The sequence below is a fragment of the Pseudoalteromonas luteoviolacea CPMOR-1 genome (assembly GCF_001625685.1).
Taxonomy (GTDB): domain Bacteria; phylum Pseudomonadota; class Gammaproteobacteria; order Enterobacterales; family Alteromonadaceae; genus Pseudoalteromonas; species Pseudoalteromonas luteoviolacea_K.
This window is the reverse complement of record NZ_AUYC01000046.1, coordinates 132269-155052: the sequence shown is the minus strand read 5'-3', so window position 1 is coordinate 155052 and position 22784 is coordinate 132269. Positions and strand designations below refer to the sequence as shown.

Sequence of the window (22784 nt, the reverse complement as noted above, 5' to 3'; positions counted from 1 at the left end):
GCTCTCTTACGTTAGTAAATGGGTCAATGAAATCAAATAGTGAGCCCATGAATTATGATGACATATGGGCTCATAAAGTACTTAAGATATATTGAGTTATTCAATTAAATAGGTGGATTTTTGGCCTTCTATTGACTTAAAGCTACCGGTTTTTCCTATCATATCCTGATTGTATTCACAGTTTATGATGGAAAAATTACTCGATGCGATGCCATCTTTAAACCTGCCCTCATGACGGATAACCAATGTACTTTCTTCGTTACTTTCGTGTTTAAATATTTCTAAACCATTAAACGCAGCGTTGCCTTCTTTATCATAGTAAAGCAGGTAGTGCACAGTGCTGGTGCCGACAAGGTCGCCTTTATATGTCTGTTGTACAATGGCATGAGTTATTTTTGTTTCGTTATCCAGTAAATCGACATCTGACTCTTGCCAATCGATTACTTGAAATATACCTGCAAGTTTCATTGCTAGTTTCCCTCATAGTTATTTTTTTGCAGGTTAGCATCTAAATGTGCATCTGGTATTGTATAAACGCGACACTTAAATTATTAGGACAGTTTTGCAAGAAAATCATAAAGAGATTACTGGTGTGCTGCATCAGAAGGCCAGTGAGAAGCACTATAAGTTGCGTCGATATGAGCCAGAGATTGAACTGAGCTGCTTGATTGAGCAATTTTGGTTTGTAGATTGGCAAATTTCAGATCACAAATCGCATACTCAAAAGAATTTACCCGATCCGAATTTTCATTTGGTGATAGAAGCGCAGCAAGTACAATTGATAGGCCCTGTCAGTAAAGTGTTTTCCTATAGAATGTCCGAACAAGGGCGTGTGATTGGGGTAAAGTTTACAGTTGCTTCACTTATGCATTTGTTAGAAAAGCCGCCTAGTTATTATGTTGATAAAGCGTTACCGGTGAGCAATATTTTTGGAGCAGAGGCGGAGCACTTACTCTTACCTTTATACACTTGTCAGAGTGATGAAGTGCTTGTTGACTTACTGAGTTCATTCTTAAAAAGCTACAATGTGCCAATGAGCTTGCATCAGCGTCAAGCTTTAAAGTTGTGTAGCCTGATAAAAAACGATCCGAGTATCTATACCGTCGAGGCGCTTGCCGCTAAAAGCAATTGGTCAAAAAGAACTATTCAGAGAATTTTTAACAAATATGTGGGGTTGACACCTAAATGGCTTATTCGAAAGTTCCGTTTACATCAAGTCCTCAGGCAACTCGAGCATGGTAACTTGGATATGTTGGATATTGTTAATTTGCTTGAATATACAGATCAAGCACATCTAATACGTGATTTTAAAGAGGTGATAGGGATTACACCCGGTCAGTATCTCAAATAAACTCTTTTTTAGAAACCCGTGCATACGCAAAAGAACACGTTTAATTGCCAGAGCATTGATGATAAACATATAATAACCAATCTTTGTGGTGTTAGATTTGCTTTTAGACATGGAAATTTAAGCTGTATATACTTAATCCTTAAATCAAGGGCATATTAAAGTTTTGAGTATTGTATAATTAAAGTTTATGGAGTTATGCAAAAATTGATGACGAGAAAGCAAAGAGATTTTAAAATTAAGTGTTTAAGTGCTTTAAAAAAAGGAGTAATTACTGCATTTATTTTGTTTATTGTCACTGCGTTTGTGTATCAAGCTCAAGTTAACGCAGATTTTGTGATTGAGTCACAAACTTATGACTGTAGTTTAGGGTACTGTGAGGTAACAATTGTCGCTGCAGCAAGTATTGATAAGCGTATACCAATAAATGTTAGAGTGATAGGCGTGCAAACTAAGTGGATTGGTGATGCTCAAGTCAATAAGCAGCTATTTACAGAAATGTTTTCTGAAGAATTATCAGGTAAATCCAGTCAAACAATCCGGCTTCGTTTTAAAATTCCATCATTGAACCAACCAGATTACTTACTTATCTCCTTGAAGCAGCCCCCAAGCTGAGGTGGCGTTACTCAATCTTTATTAGATAAAACTCTTAGTATATATATCCTAGAAAATAATAAGCATATCGATTTCTCTTTGCTCATTTTTTTACCCTAATCCAGTCCGATGGGCATTCAAAGCATAAGAGTGTGTTTCGTCTCTATTAAATGTTAAGAGCAAATTATATTTAGTAACATGTGGAAAAATGCAATTCTGGAACTAGTTAATGATAAGAAAATTAAAATCTGCCAGCTCATCGAGCTTGTTATTGCTTTCAATGACATTAGGTGTATGGCATTCAAATGCGATAGCCCAAAGCGAGCAAAAAACAGGCCTGATACCAGAGGACTATTTTGACTTTGTCTATATGCATAACCCGCAAATCTCTCCCAACAATGATGTGATTTTATTTGTTAAACAGACAGTCAATGATGATGCAAGCGGAAGAAACAACCAAATCTATAAAATTGATAAGCAAGGTGGGGTTTCTGAGTTTACGCAGGGTAAACGAGATAGGTCGCCTAAATGGTCTGCTGATGGCAGTCAAGTTGCGTTTATTCGTTCGGTAGATGGGCAATCTCAAGTCTTTGTGATGCCAGCAAATGGGGGGGAAGCAAAAGCGGTCACATCATTAGAGCAAAGCTTGTCTGATTTTGAGTGGTTTCCATCGGGAGACAAGCTACTTTTATCTCTCAATGTGGCTAACAATGACTCTGATAATAATCAAAACTTGAAGGATTCTAAAAAACGCGCAGAACCGGATACGGTTATCGTCAAACATGCTAAATACTTATCGAATGGAAGTGGATATTTAAGTGATAAGCGCACTCATTTGTTTGAATTTGATCTTAAAACAAAAGTTTTGACACAGCTTACGTCTGGTGCAGATTGGAATGCAAACAGCCCGGTTATTTCAAACAATGGCTCGTCTATTTATTTTCATGCCAATAAAACTGGTCAAGAGTATGAAGGTAATGACAACAGTGATATTTATCACTTAGAAATGAGTTCAAAACGGGTAACAGCTGTCACTCAGCACCCTCATGCTCAATTTAGTGCGAGCCTGGGGACCGACAATAAAGCACTTGCTTACCTGCATATGGAAGACTCATATGAGCAAGTAGACTTAATGTTGCTGACACATGACGCAAAGAAGCCAGTTAATTTAACCAAAAACTTTGATAGGAATGCTAAACCAGCAATTTGGTCAGCAGACAATAAGCATCTTTATTTTGCGACAAACGATCACGGTGCTAATCGTTTGTTTGCAGTGTCTGTTGATAGTGGTGAAGTAACAAGGTTATTGGACAAGAATCAAAAAATTGGCAATCTTGCTGTATCAAGTGATGGTCAGTTTCTTGTATTTACAGCTGAAAGTAGCACAGAGCTTCCAGAACTCTATCGTCTAGATCTTCGAAGTAAACAAGTAAGTAAATTAACGTCGTTCAATGATAAATTAAGTAATGAGAAAGCGTTATCACCGGCTGAAGAAGTATGGTTTGTGAATGAAAAAGGTATGAAAGTACAGGGTTTTGTTCATAAGCCACTGAACTTTGATAAACGCAAATCATACCCCGTCATTCTAAATATTAAAGGCGGTCCTGGCGGTATGTGGGGGCACCAGTGGTTTTTCGAAAACCAAATGTATGCTGCTCAGGGCTATGCAGTAGTGTATGTAAACTATCGTGGAAGTAGTGGTTATGGTATTGCTCACAGTCAAGCTGTACGCAAAGATTACGGTGGTGCTGATTATCGAGACAATATGCAGTTTCTTGACAATGTATTGGCTAAAAATCCTTGGATGAATAAAGATAAGTTATATGTCACAGGAGGCAGCCATGGTGGCTTTTTAACTAATTGGATAACCACTAAAACAGATAGATTTAAAGCGGCTGTGACTCAACGAAGTGTGAGCTCATGGATATCAGAAGCGGGTACTCAGGAATATACGCCGAATCAAATGACCATAGAGTTCGGTGGTCACTTATGGAATAACTTTGATGCTTATTGGGATAGGTCTCCTTTGAAGTATGCGGATAACGTCAAGACACCCACGCTTATCATTCATAGTGATGCGGATATGATTACGCCAATAGGGCAGGCACAAGAATGGTTTTATGCGCTTAAAGTCAATGAAGTACCTGTTGAAATGGTAATATTTAAAGGGGAGACGCATTCATTATCTCGTTCAGGTAAACCAACTAACCTGGTCGCACGCATCGAGCACATTTTACAGTGGTTTGAACGTTATTCCGATTAATAGGGATCAAGTTTATTGAGTATGAAACAAGGGCGGTATAATCGCCCTTTTTTAATAGTGCCATTTATCTATTTTTACTAATAATGTCCTTTTTTGCTCCTAGCCACCTTAGCAGGTTTGTTAAGCGCACTGCTAATTTTCATCTTTTCTGGTATGATAATCTTCGAATTTTAATTCAGTGGAGTAGGTGTTTTTTTCACTTGCGACTGTTTTCTGTGCGGTTTTTTAAACGTTTATATGTATGAAATTCAACTAAATAGCTTTGTACGGCGTATTGAGCAAGCCCATTCTTTAAAAGCCATCATCAAGTCTTCAGGCGCACATTTAAGCCGAATAGGGCGTTCAAGAAATTGGCGTATCCGAGGTAGTCGGTCTCAATTCGAGTTTATAATTGAGCACGCACAGCAGCACGAAGAGTCTAGCTGGCGGTGGGTAATTGAGAACTTGATTAACACATTTCCAAAGCCTGATTTAGCTGAGTTAGTAAACATGGTACGCAATAACCCAGCCATCACACATCAGCAGCTAATAGCTGAAACCGAGTGTACCTTGGTTGAAGCAAGAAAAGCGTTTGATATTGCTTGGGAAGATTAAGAGTTAATGTTCAATTTCACAAGTTTATATTTTATTTTGAATAATTCGCGGCGATGCGATTCAAATGCCACTTTTAGCTTGCATCGATGTGAAAATGGAAGGTAGAAGTTCTATCTAAATCTTATACTTTATCAAAGGCTTCTATTAAGCCGAGTTAGGAGTGGTTTAGTGGAAGTCAAAGAGTAGACAAAGGACCCACACTTCATTCGCACTGATACACTTACACTCTAATTCTTTACTAAAGCTTATCAGATTGCTTCACTTATAGTCGTAGTATAGCTAAAGCATCTGATGCTTTAGCTATACTACTGTTTATCTGCATTCACTATAATTATAATATTTTATACATTGATTAAAATCGGCTTATTATTCACTTTAATTGGTCATTTAATATGTTAATTTTTCTGCTTGTTTCGCTTTTATTTATCACTTTACAAGATTTATTATTTAATGAATTATTTAATTTTTAACTTTTAAGTTTTTGTATTTTATAGGTAAAATTAACTTCTCTAATTATGTGGTTTCCGCTGAGTCAAATTATGTGTTCGCATACATTTTTGATTTATTAATCTTATAATATATACTAAATGTGTTTTTAAAAGTTGACCAATTACATGGAGTTGTCAATTGATTATGATGGAACAAATTAACGTAATAAAAAGGTTTTTCCTAACAATAGTGATGTTAGGTTTGGTTGCTTGTGGCGGTTCGGACAATCACAATGATTCCAGTGGGGATGAAGGCAGAGATGCGCCGACCACAAACTTACCACCTACTGTCAGTATTGAAGCGGCATCTGAGGTTTATTCACAACAACCTATTACCTTAAATGGGATAGCAATTGACACAGATGGCAGTATTGAAAGCTACCATTGGAGTGTTGATAATAGCCTACCGCTCACACTCAGTGGTGAAGAGACTCCTAACCTAACTATAGTGAGCGAGCCTCTTGATGCTGATATTACTTTCAATGTTAGCTTAAAAGTAACAGATAACTTAGGCAAAGAAGCCATCGCAACTAAACAGCTTATAATCAAAGCGGATCCTTTCCGTATTGCGATTGCAGGTGTTAGTCATGCTAATGAGCAATCTACTTTTACGCTCTCCGTTACCGGTATCAGCAATATTGACGAAATCACATCTATTGCTTGGAGTACTGACTCTTCACTGGCTCTCGAGTTAGTAGGGACGAATAATACATCTTTAGTAGTGAAAACACCTGATATAGACAGAGATGAAACGCTTCATTTTACTGCTAAGGTTGATTACAAAGGTCAAATATATTCTGTAACTCATGCAGTGATTGTCAAAGCGTTACAGGCTCAAGTGCCTAGTATCGCAATTAATGGTGTTACGACGGCGCAAGAACAAACAACATTTACATTGTCAGTTGCTGATTATAATAATTTACACAATGTTTCTGGAGTCAAATGGGCACATGATTCTGACGTTGGCTTGGTGCTCAATGGCGTGACTGACAGTGAACTCAATGTATCAGTACCAGATATAATCAATGGCGACAGCGTTACTTTCACTGTGAACATAGAATTTAATGACGGCACCATAGTGAGCGCCGATCATGAAATAACGTTGCTAGCAAAAGCGAACTTGTCTCCTATTGTATCTATTCTGGGTAATGAGCAGGCCGTAGAGGGGACAACGATAGTACTTCGGGCCGATGCTAAAGACTTGGATGGACAAATTGCTTCTTACACATGGTCACATAATGCTGACTTTGAGGTTGTTTTAGCTGGAGAAACATCAGCGCAATTGGTCGTTGATATTGGTAATGTTGCTGCTGTTCAAACTGTAAACTTCGCTGTATCGGTTATAGATAATCAAGGCGCAGCTTCCCGAGCCAGTATAGATATAACCGTCTTACCAATACCCAATATATTACCAACCGCAGAAATTGTAGGCCCTGCAAAGTTTTTGGAGCAATCTTCAGTGACCTTAACTGCCCAAGCTTCTGATGTTGATGGCACAATTGAGGCTTTTATATGGTCATACGATTCAGATGTAGTATTGGTTACTTCTGGTGCCGATGAATCATACACGCTTGAATCGCTCGACATTACACAAAACCACCAAGTGACAGTTTTCTTAACGGTTAAAGATAATGATGGTGGTAGTTACACTACGCAGCGGGTTATTGAGCTGGAAGCGCTGGAGAACACAATACCTAATGTTCAAGTGCAAGCTCCCCGCAAAGCAATCGAAAAACTACAATTTTCATTGAAAGGTCTTGCTACGGATGACGACGGAGAAATTATCACCCATTTATGGACGCATAACTCACCAATTGAATTAACAATCGAAGGGCAGAATACGGATAGTATTTCTGTATTGAGTCCTGATCTGGCAGAACCTTTAGACGTAGTGTTTACTTATACCGTGACTGATAATCAAGGTGCACAAGCAAATGCTTCCGCAATGGTTACAATTGAGAATATTGAACAAGAGTTACTGATTGCTGGTAAAGTTACAGATGGACCCATAGCGAATGCAAATGTGTCTATGCAGATTGGCGAGAATTGGTATCGTACTACGGCTGACGAAAATGGAGATTATATTTTGTCTGTTGGCTTAATCGATATGATGGAAACTCAGCTAGTAAAGCTCTATGCAAATGGTGTTGGTTCGCAAAGCTCAGTTTCTCTAGTATCTCAGTTGGGCTCGATAGGTTCTTTAGTTAATGCCGCTGGTGACGATAAATTGCTAACCTCCGATGAGCTGTTCGATATTAACATTACGAACATGACGACTGCTGAATATGCAGTGCTCGCACAGGTGAGTCCGACTTATACAAATGATCAAGAGCTATTAGAGGCTAGAAGTCAGATCTCATTTCAAAGCCAGCTGATGCTCTCGACGTTATTAAAAGCAGTGATAGATTATGGTTTCGAGTTGCCCGATGGGTTTAGTTCTACTCTAGACCTTGCGCTTACCCCTGATGTGGTTGAAGAACAGGTAGCCCTTTTACAACAAAACCAGCCAGAATTATTTGAGCAGATCACCCAAGAGGTCCTTAATGACAGTGATGTAGTTCATAATGATGATTTTGTTGATGATGGAGAATATATCGTATTTGATAGCCACAATCTTGATGAATTAGGCTTTAGGTTAGTATTTGCACCTGGAAGAAAGGTTGGCGCGATTGTTAATGACTTATCTAGGAGCTCATTTGATTACACCAAAGAAGGAAATAAAATCAGAATTGAGCTGGAAAAAGGCTTTTACGTGAAAAGTAACAAGCTCAAATACGAATCTGGTTTTTTTGTTTCTGGTCTCACTATGACGACCCATGAATATAATGGATGGTCATATAACGCACTAATAGAATTTGATTTGATCACGGGCTTGGAGGAAATGCCATCAGGTAAGTACACCACGGCTGTGCAAATGCAATCAGGTAAAAACTTAATTGAGCTAACAGAAGAGGATATTTTAGGTACGTGGTCTTTTACGTTTAATACTGGTTTACCTTATGTGACGAAGTACAAATTTACGCCAGGCTTTAGTCTGGTACCGCTTAAGGGGGATGAGGCAATTGGCAATAGCTATTGGAGTTATTATCAAGGGCATATTGGTTTACATAGTGATCAATACGTGTTGCGAATTCTAAATAAGTTCAACTTTGGATATAGAGTAGCAGTATATTCAAAGCGCGGTGTTTATTATAAAGATGGCTTTATGATCAAGCATCAAGATATTGACTTCAGTGATATTAATTACCAGACGAAGTGGGAAAGGGAACACAGTAAATACCACAACTATGAGCTTAAAGTAGATGAAAATAGCTTTGATTTTAGCTGGTTTGCTGGTGCACGAGTCATAAACGAGGAAGGTACTCTAAGACGATTCGATTATATACTTAATGGTGAGTCAGTCCATTATTGTAATACAGAGTTAACTGGTTGCAGAATTAATAAACGCTATGATATTGAATTAGTATCACAAATTGATGATGTTATCGCTGTTTCAATTACTACAGGAAGTGAAAACTTTTTTGGAAAGACTGACAACCACATTCATTTTTATAAGTTGAAAAATGAGTCTTTGACCATTGATAGATTTGATGAATCTTTTTTTGAGCAAAACCAACTGACAGAGATTTTCAATATTCAATCTGCGTTATACTCGGATAATGATGGTACTGTTACTAAGTTACATAGTGAACTTTCATGTCCACCAAGGCAGGACCCTGACTATAACTGCTCCAATACACTTTCCTTTTTGGGAGAGAAATATCAAGCATCGATTGAGAATGATGTCATTAAATTAACCCATGATGTTACAGGGGGGATAACTTATTTAGGTATTTCTGGCAACTCAAATAATGGTCTTGTGCTTTGTCATTTTGAGGAAAATAGTTCTTGTGATGAAGGAACAAAATTAGATTTCAAATTTGAAAAGCCTCGACTTGATATTAATATCAAGACGTTGGGGGATGGTAAAGTCACCACGTCAACAGATACCTTCTATTATGGCGAAAGCTTTAATGTTCATATTGAAGAGTTAGCCGAAGGCTCATTTAATGGCATATCAGGGTGTGATGGATGGCTGAGTGATCATGTTACAGATGAAATACTTTATGTTGTTACCAAGCCGACGGAAAGCTGCGACATCACAGTGAACTTTACACCAGATGCTCCGCCGTTTTTTGAACACAAAGTATTCTCTTTAATTGAAATTTCGTCTAACGAACTGATGAACAGTTGGCAGTTTGAATTTGAGACTGATCACGATGGGATATTTTATGGCTTAGATGCCAATACAACATTCTCAAAACATAGCTTGTCTCCGACAGAGTATGAATTTCAGTTAGCTAGCCGAGTAAAAGTTCGTGTCCACGGAGATGTAATTTATACAGATAGGTTGAAACTTGACTCGGATCCTAATGAAAAGACACTTTGCTTTTACGGTGCGAACACACAAAACAATGTGTCAACGGAAGCTGAGTTTTGTACGTCCTTTGAATTTGCTTCTGACATAGAAGTATTACCCGTAACAGCACAAGAGCTAGTTGGTAATTGGTATTTAAATCAAGATGTATCCGATAGAGGTTACAAATTATCATTGTCGATAGATGGCTCGGGTTCACTTTTAACGTATTTAGACAATGATTATCTGTCTACTGTGCAGATTGAATGGTGGATAAACGAAGATAATGAGTTAGTTCTAAGAGATGATGCTCAGAAACTTGCATATTGGCAACTAATTAAGTCGGGGCACGGTGTATTTACTTTTGTATCTGATATGACAGATCTTGGTGATGATGCAGTTATACCATGGGTTAAACAAGGAGTATGGTCCTTCATAAATATCGAGGATAAAACCTTCAGTCTGGCTGAATTAACCGGGGCATGGCATAGTGAAACTCGTCCCAACGATAACAACTTCTTACTCTATGCATATACTGCACAGATCAGCAATGTACGAAATGGTCAAACAAATGGTGCTGCATATGCCGAGCTCAATGGCAGTCGATTGCGTATTTCGGCTACTTATAATAAAGAGCTAAATGATTACGACCACAGATGCACGATTAATGATTCTGATTGTGAAACTGTGCTGATTGCAAGTTATGACATCATTGCATTTGATGGCACAAGGGCATTTTTACGTAAATACGGTGTCGATGAAGAAGCGGATAGATTATTCGTTTATAAACTTGAAACAGGACCGCTTTCTGAAGGGCTTAAGACTCATTATCTAAATAATACTAAATATTACCAAAACAGTAATGGAAACATTATTACTTGGCGTTTTTCAGTTACAGAATCAGGTCAATACTTTGTCCAGATAGATACAAATGAACCTCGATTGATATCGTCAGTCGGCTCGACTTTTCAATTTACTTATGGCGATGAAATATTTGAATATCGACTAGTTGAAGCAGACTATCAGGGAATTAGATTGTGTCGCTTATCGTCAGGTAGTTGTGCACAAAGTGATTACGTACGTCTTATGTACCATTTACCTGCTACAAAAGTGAAAGTGAGCGTAGAGGAACCCTATAGATTGAGTGTCACACACAATGCTGAATCTGGTTTTATTGAGTATGGGGATAAATTGTCTATTACTATACATAGACGGGAGACCGATACATATTATGCAAGTTCATTTTCTGGTTGTGGAATAGTTAAACCTAGTCAGGTGTTGTGGGATAAAGTAATATTTGAGTCAGGCCCGATAACGAAAGCGTGTACATTTACAATTTCGGCTAGCCCTAAGCCTGCATCTAATGCCGACCGATTGGGGATCACTGACCCGGCTTTAAAAACTTGTATTGATAAAGGCGGTCGCAGTGAATACATCGAGTATGAAACTATTTTTGGCTGTATTTTTGAAAATGTTGAAACAAGCTTAGATGGAATTCAAAAGTTGGTGTCAATGGAGCAGTTTTTCCTAACGTCGTACGATTATTATGAGCTTAAGATAAATCAGGCTGCCGCTGATAATCTTGCAGCGTTAGAAAATCTCAATTATCTTCAAATAGAGCTAAAAGGGACAAGTGCTGATGATGAACCCATTGATATTGACCTATCAAGACTGAATCGTTTAGAAAACTTAACCTTGAATGAGTTGCCACCAGGCTCTGTTAAATTACCTAAAACAGAAACCCTTAAAAAGGTAGACTTAAAATCCTCAAATATTACTGAAATAGACTTATCTGGGTTAACCGGTCTTAAGAAACTTGTAATCTGGAATTCAGATATTACTAGCTTAGACTTAACTGACAATAAGTCCTTGGAGTATATTGAAGCAAGTTCTTCTGAAGTGAGCTCAATCACTGGTGTTACGCCTGAGCATCGTATAAAAACGGTGTTTCTAAACAATACACCGCTTAAGTTGTTTTCGTTAGCTAATTTCACCCACCTTGAGAAAATTTACTTGGGTGATACCCAGCTTCAGCAGTTAGATATTACAGGTGCTAATGCATTGAAAGAGTTAGATATTAAAAACTCGCCTCTAACCTCATTACGTGTAGATGAGCCATCAGCGGTTTCTGTGCTGAATATCAGTGGAACACAGCTATTAGAATTGAACACTGAATTTTTGCCAGCTTTGCAATACCTAAATGCTGAAAACAACATGTTTTTGAGCTTGGATCTTTCATTTCAAAGTGAATTCAGATCCTTAAAGGCCAATACTGGCAGTATTCGAAGTATTATTTTGCCTGACTCTGAACCTAATGCTTATTCCGGTTTAAAGATTGAGCTGGAAGACAATGCCCTTGAACGGTTAACAATTCCAACAGGGCTGACTAAATCTACTTTTAATTTAGACGGTAATAAGCTGTCTACTTTACAGGTTTTAGACAGCCCAGAAAGTTTGAGTGTTGCGAATAATCAATTAAGACTAGTCTCTATTAATAGCAGTAACAGAGATGCTGAGATAAATTTAATAAACAATCAAATTGAAGAAATTGCTTTGTCTGGTACGTTTAACAGTATCGATTTATCCAACAACTCGTTGACATACTTTGAAATTAACAATTCGACTGATATCGGTTATCTTAACTTAGCAAACAATTCTATTGATAATTTCGAAAAGCTAGGGCAGATATCGATGAGTCTTGATTTATCAAATAATGCGTTAGAAGCCTTAGAATTTCCAGACTTCAATTATGTGTATTTTTCATTGAAGGTTAATGATAACCCGTTAAAGGAGCTGTCTTTGTTAGGTGGTGGGTATTATGATATTGATGTGTCAAATACTGGGTTAGAAACTCTGGATCTCTCTAAAGTTTCAGGGTTAAAAAAATTGAATATTTCAAATACACAAATTGCTGATTTCGATATTCCAAATACGCTAACAGAGTTTTTTGCTGACAGTGTACCCATGACAAGCTTTTATTTAACCGAAGGTCTGAGTCTATCCAGAATGTATTTCCGTAATAATACGCTCAATGACATAACTGGATTAGATAATGGTGGTTATTTAGGCTACATTCACGTCAAGAACACACAAGTAGATGAATTATTGAGGTTGAAACTTGGTGTAAGATATTATCCTAGATTAATAGATAATTAATTCATTAGAACCCATATAGGTTCTTAGCCTTAATATTAAATTATAAATGAGCTTTAATACTTTTATTGAAGCTCATTTATTGTGTTAAGGGCATGCAAAAACCTTTCTTTTACTACCAGCTTAAGCGAGACGCAAAATCTTGGAGAATGTATTAAAGGAAGAAAACTTTGGTTGTCAGATAGACCGTTCTGTGTAGATTACAGAGCCTTAACCGAACAGAGGAAAGTTATCAATTTAAGTGAATTTCAATACGCAGTATCAGAAAAAGGTGTTTGGAAAATCCACTATTAAAACTGTGGAAACAACAGTTTCTTGTGCTCTTACTGTCTACGGTTAGTGTAAGAAAACACTGTTAAAAACTAAAGAGCACACAAAAATATATTAATACTTACTAGCGAAAGCGCATTCCTTAGCTTTCTTTAGATTGCTTCTCTTTCAGTTTTCTGTCCTGATCGAAATGCCACTTAACGGCAAAAAAGCCTGCTATACCCAATGCAATCACTTTAACCCCCATAAAAATATAAGGAAAAAAGTCAGACCAATGTTCCATCACTATACTCCACGTTATCTATTAATAAGAAGAGCGATGTTCCAAATTATTTGATATAAAAAACAATGTGTTACTTACTATATGCATCTACTTACACCGAAAGTAACAGATAATTTTTCACCGTATTTAAGGCTTTGATAATTTCAAGACCATTTAGCTTAACTATTGAAAGCAAACATAGTCCTAATCACCGCTCACTCGCGAATACAATATATTGATCTAAGATAAGTTTGTCAAACTAAATTAGAAAGTGCAGAACATTTAGAAAATATTGAAACTTTGATTATTTACTCGTCTCACCTTGTCGAATAGTCAACTTTGCTGGGCTTTTCGTGTTCGTGAAAGTGTGGATTTAGTGTTAAAAAAAGGATTTTTTATCTCTTGGTGAATAAAAAATTAGCATTAGTAACCTGTATGCGATTGTCCGTTGTATATAGTGCTATCCAAACTGATAATTTTTCTTTGCGACGGCTCTGACATCTGATAGCGTAAGTGCCTATGTATCAATGTGCATTTGTTAGGTATTTCATGCAGCCAAAAAGCACTACTCATGATTGTAAAATTGCTCAATTAGGCCACCCTATTTTGAAGACACGAGCACAAGAGGTCGAAAGTATCCTCTCTCCAGATTGCCAAACATTAATTAAAGAAATGATGGCGACAGTGGAACAAGCTGGTGGTGTGGGTATTGCTGCACCACAGATATATCAAAGCTTACGAATTTTCATCATGTGTTCAAAGCCCAATGCTCGATATCCAAATGCACCTCTAATGGCACCGACTGCAATTATTAACCCAGAAATTACTGGTTTCAGTGCAGAATTAGAAAAAGACTGGGAGGGATGTTTGAGTGTGCCAAGTATGCGAGGATTCGTGCCCAGGCATAGAGAAATTACGGTTAGGTACACTGATCAGCTTGGTACATTGAAAACAGCAGTATATGAAGGTTTTATCGCACGGATTTTCCAGCATGAGCTGGATCATCTGAATGGTTTGACGTTTGTCGACAGGCTAGATTCTAATCAAGATTTGGTAAGTGAAAGTTATTGGTATCAGCACTATGCAACAAAGCTGTAACTGAAAAGCAGAGCACAACAAGAACGCATTAGCCATTTTGTAATTTTTGTTAGTGCTCTACAAAGAGATCTTATCGATTATTGGGGCTGGTAATTTACAACATATCCCATCATTCTGGTAAATCCATAAGAGCCAGCCAATGCCTCATCAGACACTCTAGGCAGTTTACAATTGATGTACGCTGTGACATCTGAACCAAAGCTATGATACGTAGATTGATAGGACTGTAAATTGGCATCATATTCATCTGAAGGCCTCATTGTCAGCCGAGATGTGAGTTCGAAAACCCCACCGGTTGTGGACAGTTTTACACTAGGGTTTGCCATTCCTCTAATTTCAAGGGTACAAGATGCATCTGAAAACTGATGTTTACTTGCAAGATTAAAATACGCATGCACTGAATCAAGAGTTCGACTCTGATCTAAGTTGATTGGACAATATACGTGTATGTCTCTATTGGTGGTGTTTTCAATGCTAGAATTTGAGAAGTGTCGATATTTAAGCGTTTCTTGACCTGCGTTTACATATCTTTGACTACATTCTGTTGCGTTGTATGAAATAGACTGTGCTGAAGCACTCACACTAAATCCGCCACTTAATCCAATGAGTAGAGCGATTGAAGTTTTCATAATTTCCCTTTTATATACTTATTGATTTATTTAAAAGCATAATAACACTAAGCTATTTCCTTTAGCTTGCCAAATACTATTGTAGCATTTATTACACTTTATAAGGCTTAATCATAATTAACCTGTATCAGGCTTCCTGTATCAAATGCGAGCTAGTACCTCAGTTTGTTATATTGAATATACGCTTTCACTGTCTTTATCAGTTACGCTGATTTATTTTTTTAAGGTGCTAAGGCTTAATCGTCTTTGGATGGTAAATTAAAATTTATTCCTAGAGAGAAAATTAATCTGACACATAAGCAAATAGATGAACTAGGTTAATTGTAATCATGATTAGCTGTTTAACAACATCAGCATTATCTCAAGCTTCGGGCATATCTGCCACGTATTTGCCGAGAAAGGTCTGTGACACAATGTGGTTATAGTACTGTAATGACGTAGGTGAACTCGGGAAAAATTTACAGGCGTATTTCAACACCCTTAATCATTTGAGGGCATTGAGTAGTGAAAGCGCATTTATAATGCGCTTTTTTGAATTACTTAGGTGTGTTATTTGGCACTGGTGGCCGCTAACTCAGCCGGTTTTACAGAAGAAATGTTTGTCACTCTTAACTTCTCAGCGTCAATACCGACGTAAGTATCAGTGTCATTACCAGGTACACACAATAGCGTGGTTTGTGGGCCTGTATCTAGGGTTGGTTGAGGGTATGTAACGCGCTTGATGGTATTGGTCGTTTTAGGTAATAAAGCTAAGCTCATACATCCAGCTAACATTGGGAACTTCTTACCATTTTGCATATCCCAGCGCTCCATTGTAGCGATATGGTTGCCCAGGTTGTTTGAGTTTTGAGTGGTTTGCAAGCTCCCGTACCCGTACATCATTGCTTCAAAAGATGTGCGGCCATAAATCTGTACAGAGCCATCATAAGGCTTGTTATCTACCATGTAGAAATGTACGTTGCTGGATGGAATTAAAACATTAGCAGGAGAGTAGAGGTTTACGTTCATCCAACCTGCGATCATTTGGCTCATCTTTCCAGCAAAAAGGCCATTCCACTTGTATCTTACTAGATGATTTCCGTTGTTGACTCCCTCTAATACACAGCTATTTTCGCTGTAGTTAATACGGCATTTTTTTGTGGTGCCGTATTCATAGGCCATTTCAATATCGAAAGAATAGGCTTTTTGGCCTGGTGCTGATGTTGGATTAGAGGGTTCACCAGCATCGTTTGTCGCTGCAAGTTGAAAGGTAACTGTTTGTGCTTGGGCTGTCATCACACTGCCTAGAAGCGCTGCAGCAATTGATAATTTACGTAAATTCATCGTATTTCCTTGTTAGTTTTACAGTAATTTATGAGTGTTAATCGTCCTTGCAAGTGCAAGTGAATTATTTAGGTTGAATTGCACTTACAAACGACTACAAGATACATAGTAGACGCTCTAATAATTCTAAAATAAAGAAAAGTTACAAGTGTTACAAATATGTTTTCTTTTAACTTCAATCAGTGTTTAATGATATTCATTAAGCTCAAAGATCTTAGTAAAGCAGTGCTATGCTAGGTTAATTATTGGTATCGAGAACACTTAATTTATGGGAAGTGAATCACTATTTTAAGAATGCGATCTGTTACTCTGAATTATGTCTACATCAAATTTTCATTTATAAACAACTGTTTATATTTGGCTTTGTTTTTTGTTTGTGATTTATTAACGTTCAGTAAAGTTTTTTTAATTATTTTTGATGGTAAATTATTATTCTAAATGGAATTTATTATGTCATCATGGGTGTGAAAATATAAGGATGAAAAATATGAATAAAATAACGGCTATATTATTGGCGAGTATAACCTGTGGTGCGTCTGCAAGTGCGCAGTGGGAGTTATTTTCAGATACAAACTTAAATGGGGTGCTTGAGTCCTCTAACGCGCATGTCCAAAAGTTAGAAATGACGATTTTGGCCAACAAATTCAGTGCGACAGATCTGGTAGCAGCTGAGTCTACGCTTATTCAAGGTGAGTTCGAACACCCAAATACATTTGAATTGGGATCTGGCACTGTTCAACGTGTCCAATTTACTATCTCTAAAGATGGTAGACGTTTTTATTATCTTGGACAGGGTAGCTCGCAAGAAGGTTACCAAGGTACTTGGTATGGCCCAAATAACGACTCGGGCGACTTTACATTGGGACCAAAAGTAAACGTTGTTAAGGCTCCGGTAAGTTGTGCACAAATTCTCAGTGAAAATCCAGAGGCTGCCTCAGGCGTTTATTCAATTGATCCTGATGGTGAAGGGGTACATGATAGCTTTGACGCCTATTGTGACATGGATACCGATGAAGGCGGGTGGACGTTAATAGGTACGTACGCGAGAACTGAGCCAGGTGGGAAAGAGCGTATTAGTGAATACAATCCTTTGCCTGGTGTAACGGCAATAGACCCAGCGACGGGATTATATCAAGGTTCACTCAGTGCATTTAGAGATATCAGAGAGCAAGTTGCATGTGATTTTGCTGGTTGTAAAAGTACTGCGTATCAATCTTCTTTAAACGAAGCTGAGCTAGATATGATCCGTTATACATGGGGCTATAAAGATCAACAAGAAAAGCAAGCAACAACGCCGTTACCTGATTGTCGTACAAGATATGTAGCAAATGGCACGACGTACACAAACTGTTTGATTAATCCTGATCGCAATAACATGAATGTGATTGGCTGGCAGCGTGATGTGCATACGAGCCACCACGCATGTTGGTTAGGACATGGTTTATATTTGCCTACCGCTCAAGGTAGCGCACGTTGTAGCTATAATGCGCATGCAAATGGTACCCGATGGGGACTGCTATGGGTTAGATAATACAGCTCATATTCTCAATGCGCAGTATCAGAATAAAATATACTACTGCGCATTTTAACTAACGCTAAGCAATTGCCTTATCCTGATTATTATCACTTTGTTGCTCTTTATACAGAAAAAAGCTGAGTGAGAGGAGCGTCAATATAGAGCCAACAATGCCCGTAAAATAGCTCAATTCCCGTAAAAAAATATTCCAGTCAATTGTATGGTGATTTACGCTCTGATAAACCATAACGCCCACCGTGCCTAAATAACCAAATGAGTCTGCCAGATAGGTTAAAAAACCAACATTGGCAGGGCGATTAAATGTTGCTATAAGCCGCTCGAATAATGAGGTGGTGAAAGGCACATAGGCTAAATATAAGCCGATGCCATTAAAGATCATCCAAATGATTGGGTCGATCTTATTGTGCTCGTAGGCCAGCGAGCTTATCAGTGTGATAACAAAACCTAGGCATATCAATATATGGTTAATTATCATTGCGGTATGATTATTTTTTACTAGCTTCAGAAGCGCAATGATGACTAAAACAACCAGTGCGATTGGCAGCTCTGTGAGCGTGAACAAAGCTGGTGCGCCACTTAGTCCTGTTGCTTGCCAAACATCAGCAGCAAAGCTATCACGCAAATCACGTAAAATCGTTAGCAGTATATAGCCAAAAATGAGCATGGTGATACCTAAACCTAATAATTTGAGTAGTTCTTTACGACTAGTCTTATTCATTGGCACGCGTTTGCAGCGCTGATCAATATCATCCTGATTAGGCGGCGGCAGTTGATCTAGCATCCAAACTGAAACACATAAAAAAGGTAAAAATAAAGAGGCTGTAACAAACGGCATCCAAATTTCACTCACGTGGTAATCTATCAACAAAATACTGGCTACTGTTTTTACTATGCCTGAAGCAAGTATAAAGCTAGTGCAAAGGCCTGCGGCGAGTATTTCGGTTACTCGGCGACCTTCTAGGTAACTGAATACGATTCCCCAGACCATACCCAATGGCAGGCCATTAAATAGCATAAATGCTGCACTCCACGGCGCTGGACAAACAGCAAACCCAAAAAGGGCAAACCAAGCAAACAGAACCAAAGCGAGAGTGGCTTTGGCACGGCCATGACTTTGAAGTTCCGAGATAACTTTAATTCCGATGAATTTTGAGAGTGCATAACCTAAAATTTGTGCCGTTAAATAGAGCGTTTTTAAAGATAGACCTAACCAAGCTGTGTCCTGATATAGACCGACCGCTATCGGCTTTCGAAACCCGTACATAAATGCATAAGTGCTGCATGCTGCAACAATGGCGTATAAGCAGAAAAAGAAAGTATTGGCATTCAGTTGATTTTGGATCTGTTTGCCCAATTTGTAATACATTTGACACTCATATTGGAACGCTTAACTTTGGTACGGACCAAAGTTAAGCTTATCTGAATTTATGTAAAGTTTAATTGGGCGATATTTCAAATTTTTTACAACGCTATTATTGCTAAAAGTGTAACTTGGCTTTGTTCTCGATCATCAAAGCGTCATGACGCCAATATTCTCGGTCAAACTCGAAGGCGGTGCCATCCAAATCTCTTACGATTCGAGTTACTTTGAGCCCTAAAGCACCGTCATAGGTATTTAAGTACTGCGCAATGGGGTTAAACAAACAGCATGACTCTACGGAAATATCGTACAATACATTGTGATGGTGATACGTGTTCTTCAGCAGCACACTAATGGATAAAGATAAATCATGTTTATCAATATTAGGTAAGTGCTTATTACTAAAATTGAGTTCCTCTACCACAACTGCGCGACCATCTACTGAGCGTACACGCAATATGCTTGTCAAGCTTGTTCGTCCATCTAATGCGAGTGCGCTGGCTATTTCTTTACATGGTTTTTGCTTCTTTTGTTCTACTAACTTTGTGCTTGGTTGAAAGCCCTGAGCTGTTGTGTATTGTAAAAAAGAAGTATGCTGCATAGGGTCATACTTTAGTTTACGAGGGCAAACATACCATCCACTTCGGTTCTTTCTGTAGATTAATCCCATATTTTCAAGTTGGCCGAGTGCTTGCCTTAATGTAGAACGAGCAACATCATATTTTGCACATAACTCTCGCTCTGACGGCAAACTGCCAGTCAATTTTTGTTCAACAATTTGTTGGCTAATAGCCTGTCTTACTTGGGCGTAGGCAAAACTGGTGTCGCTCATAGATGACTTATTCTTTGCTGTGTGTTGATGACTTAATTGTTATCACATTACAACATACTTAACAAAATAGAAACTCATCTTAATAAATTTTGGTCCATACCAATTGTTTTTAAACTTACATATTTCTGTAAAGTCCCTGTAATGATACAGAACTAAGATTTGCCCCGTTCGTAATTTTGGTATGTACCAATCACTTTCGGGAATTATAATGAAAACTTTATACTCTACAGGCTCTACAAAAATATCCATGCTGGCAATGGCGGTTGCAGCCGCTTTATCGGCACCGACTTTTGCAGAAGATGACCAAGCAAAAGCGGACCAGCAAATCGAAGAGATTATGGTTGTTGGTAAAAGTGTTTCTTACGCGAATAACGCAACTTCTGAAGAAATGTTTAAGCAACAGTCATCCATGACCAGTGCGATGGCGATGATCGACAATTTACCTGGTGTGCTTATCAACGAGGGTGATACATTTGGTTCTGACGATTGGTCAACAACAGTGTCAATTCGGGGTTTCCAATTAAGCCTAGATGAGCAACAAGTTGGTATTACTATTGATGGTATCTCAAACGGTAATTCAAACTATGGTGGAGGTGCTAAGGCAAACCGTTATATCGATACTGAAAACCTAATGGCGGTTGAAGTGTCTCAAGGTACGGCAGATATCGGTTCTCGTTCTAACGAAGCACTTGGTGGTACGTTAAACTTTACGACAATAGACCCAAGTACAGAGCAGGGGATTGTTGCAAGTGTGTCATTGGCAAACTTCGATGCTCAAAAATACTATATGCGCATTGAAACTGGCGAAGTCATGGATGATACCTTTGGTTGGTTGAGTTATTCAAATTCAAGCAATAGCGACTGGATCACTGGCACAGCAGAAAATACACGTGACCACTTTGCTGCTAAGTTTGTAAAAGGTATGGACAGTGACTTGGAGATCACTGCGTATCTTTCTTATGACGACGTCCATGAAGATAACTATCAGCGTGTTTCTTTGGAAAGCTTCAAACAAAATCCAGAATCAGATGGTTTAACTGGTGAGTGGACAGGTGTTCCTTATATTGATCAGGTGTATCGTCGTGGTTGGTCAACACTGCGTGAAAACTTATTTGGTTACATCGAAGTGGATACTATGTTTGGCGAAGTAGAAGTCACCGCAAATGCGTATTTTCATAAAAACCAAGGTCGTGGTGACTGGGTACCACCTTATATTGTAGATGTGAATCATGATGGCGCTAATGGCCATTCTGAGCTCGTGTCTGGTACAACGTATCAAGGCGGAAGCTCTCTAGGTAAGATTTATTTTGTTGATGCAGATGGTAAATCACTTCAACCATTGAATGGCTGTGAAAGCTCAATTACTTTCCCTTATGGTGGTGCTGACGCTGAATATGATCCAAATTGTTATGAAGCGAGCGCACGCCCAGTGGGTTCATACCGTAACAGCCACTATGAAAAAGAGCGTTTTGGCATCAATGCAGATCTTACTTGGGAGACCAAGATTGGCGACTACAACAACATCTTGCGTGGGGGGATCTGGTATGAAGATTACGAGCGCTCAGAGTACCGTGATTGGCACAAAATCATAGACTCAAAAAGCAGCTTTGACTTTGACCACAACCCATATTGGATACAGTACGATCGTACATACCCAGTAGAAACAACCATGTTATACCTTGAAGACTCAATTGAGATGGATACGGTAACATTACGTGCAGGCGTGAAAAAGTACTTAGTTGATTTAGATAGCCACGACAAATTCACAAATACCAATAAGTCAGTTAATTCTGATTCAGATACATTGCTATCTGCGGGTGCTGTTTGGTATACGCCAGTTGAAGGCTTAGAAGTATTTGCCGGTTACGCTGAAAACTTTGCGGCAATTAAAGACCAAGTACTAGAAGCTGATGCATCAGCCCTTGGTAACATCGAACCAGAAACGGCTGAAAACATGGACTTTGGTATCCGCTATGATAATAGCGATTTCGATGCCAGCATCACCCTGTATAGCATTGACTTTCAGAACCGTTTGACATTTGTCGCACCTGAATCTGCATCTGGTAACGATTATCTGGTTGGTACCAGCGGCCAGTACATCAATACAGGTGGTATCGAATCATCAGGTGTTGAAGCGTCACTAACATATTATCCAACGCAATCTCTGTCTGTGTATATGTCATATACCAGTAATGACTCAGAGTACACAGATGGCACTGTAGATATCAAAGCCGGTAACACTGTATTTGGTTCTGTAGAAGACATGGCGGTATTGTCACTTGATTGGCAATCAGATATTTATTCAGCAGGTCTATCTACTAAGTGGATTGGTGAGCGTTGGATGGATGCAGATAATACTCAACGTATTGATGCTTATGCGGTAAGCGATTTGTATGTTGCTGTAGATTTAGAAGAAGTTGGCGCGCTAAAAGGTGCCTCAATCCGCTTAACAGTGAACAACCTATTTGATGAAAGTTATATTGGTAGTGTTGCAGGCGGTTGGGGCGGTTGGATTGGTGCACCACGCACTGCCGCTATTAATTTCCAAACACGTTTTTAACCTTATTGGTGACGGATGATAAAACACATTCGTCATCTCTTTTGCCCATTACTGCGGTAAGAAAGGACATTGATAGT

General features: G+C 38.5%; 14 protein-coding genes. 8 read left to right on the top strand and 6 right to left on the bottom strand.

Features of this window, described 5'->3' with window-relative positions:
- Positions 1 to 96 precede the first annotated feature (96 nt).
- A complete protein-coding gene (locus N473_RS19425) occupies positions 97 to 468 on the bottom strand; it encodes a DUF3224 domain-containing protein (protein WP_063369351.1) in 372 nt (123 codons plus the stop codon).
- A gap of 94 nt (positions 469 to 562) precedes the next feature.
- Between N473_RS19425 and N473_RS19420 the strand changes: the two genes are divergently transcribed.
- The 5 genes from N473_RS19420 to N473_RS19400 all read left to right on the top strand — a co-directional run bounded on the left by N473_RS19420 (position 563) and on the right by N473_RS19400 (position 12839).
- The gene (locus N473_RS19420) at positions 563 to 1351 is read left to right on the top strand and encodes a helix-turn-helix transcriptional regulator (RefSeq protein ID WP_063369350.1); all 789 of its coding nucleotides are present in this window, start codon (positions 563 to 565) and stop codon (positions 1349 to 1351) included.
- Between the two features lie 195 nt (positions 1352 to 1546).
- The gene (locus N473_RS19415; RefSeq protein WP_063369349.1) at positions 1547 to 1963 is read left to right on the top strand and encodes a hypothetical protein; all 417 of its coding nucleotides are present in this window, start codon (positions 1547 to 1549) and stop codon (positions 1961 to 1963) included.
- A 208-nt stretch (positions 1964 to 2171) separates the two neighbouring features.
- Positions 2172 to 4205 carry an alpha/beta hydrolase family protein gene (locus N473_RS19410; protein ID WP_081221286.1) on the top strand — a complete coding sequence of 678 codons (2034 nt, stop codon included), beginning with the start codon at positions 2172 to 2174 and terminating at the stop codon, positions 4203 to 4205.
- Between the two features lie 237 nt (positions 4206 to 4442).
- Positions 4443 to 4799, top strand: coding sequence for a ribosome recycling factor family protein (locus N473_RS19405; RefSeq protein WP_063369348.1), 357 nt, complete (start codon positions 4443 to 4445; stop codon positions 4797 to 4799).
- Between the two features lie 633 nt (positions 4800 to 5432).
- Entirely contained in the window at positions 5433 to 12839 is a 7407-nt protein-coding gene (locus tag N473_RS19400; RefSeq protein ID WP_063369347.1) for a PKD domain-containing protein, read from the top strand.
- Positions 12840 to 13248: 409 nt separating this feature from the next.
- On the opposite strand, the gene N473_RS26545 is transcribed toward N473_RS19400, so the two are convergent.
- Positions 13249 to 13389 carry a hypothetical protein gene (locus N473_RS26545; protein WP_196766434.1) on the bottom strand — a complete coding sequence of 47 codons (141 nt, stop codon included), beginning with the start codon at positions 13387 to 13389 and terminating at the stop codon, positions 13249 to 13251.
- A 528-nt stretch (positions 13390 to 13917) separates the two neighbouring features.
- On the opposite strand from N473_RS26545, the gene def reads away from it, so the two are divergent.
- Entirely contained in the window at positions 13918 to 14466 is a 549-nt protein-coding gene (gene def, locus N473_RS19395; RefSeq protein ID WP_063369346.1) for a peptide deformylase, read from the top strand.
- A 77-nt stretch (positions 14467 to 14543) separates the two neighbouring features.
- Here def and N473_RS19390 read toward each other — a convergent pair whose 3' ends face one another.
- Positions 14544 to 15095: a hypothetical protein gene (locus N473_RS19390; protein WP_063369345.1), complete on the bottom strand. Its 552-nt coding sequence runs from the start codon at positions 15093 to 15095 to the stop codon at positions 14544 to 14546.
- A 549-nt stretch (positions 15096 to 15644) separates the two neighbouring features.
- Entirely contained in the window at positions 15645 to 16418 is a 774-nt protein-coding gene (locus N473_RS19385) for a hypothetical protein (RefSeq protein WP_063369344.1), read from the bottom strand.
- A gap of 487 nt (positions 16419 to 16905) precedes the next feature.
- Here N473_RS19385 and N473_RS19380 point away from each other — a divergent pair, with 487 nt between their 5' ends.
- Positions 16906 to 17949: a fibrinogen-like YCDxxxxGGGW domain-containing protein gene (locus N473_RS19380; RefSeq protein WP_063369343.1), complete on the top strand. Its 1044-nt coding sequence runs from the start codon at positions 16906 to 16908 to the stop codon at positions 17947 to 17949.
- A 64-nt stretch (positions 17950 to 18013) separates the two neighbouring features.
- Here the strand turns inward: N473_RS19380 and N473_RS19375 are convergent, their stop codons facing one another.
- The gene (locus tag N473_RS19375) at positions 18014 to 19321 is read right to left on the bottom strand and encodes a DUF5690 family protein (RefSeq protein ID WP_063369342.1); all 1308 of its coding nucleotides are present in this window, start codon (positions 19319 to 19321) and stop codon (positions 18014 to 18016) included.
- A gap of 112 nt (positions 19322 to 19433) precedes the next feature.
- Positions 19434 to 20147 carry a UTRA domain-containing protein gene (locus N473_RS19370; RefSeq protein ID WP_063369341.1) on the bottom strand — a complete coding sequence of 238 codons (714 nt, stop codon included), beginning with the start codon at positions 20145 to 20147 and terminating at the stop codon, positions 19434 to 19436.
- 208 nt (positions 20148 to 20355) lie between these two features.
- Between N473_RS19370 and N473_RS19365 the strand changes: the two genes are divergently transcribed.
- Positions 20356 to 22707 (top strand): TonB-dependent receptor domain-containing protein, encoded by a 2352-nt coding sequence (locus N473_RS19365; RefSeq protein WP_063369340.1) that lies wholly within the window; start codon positions 20356 to 20358, stop codon positions 22705 to 22707.
- Positions 22708 to 22784 lie beyond the last annotated feature (77 nt).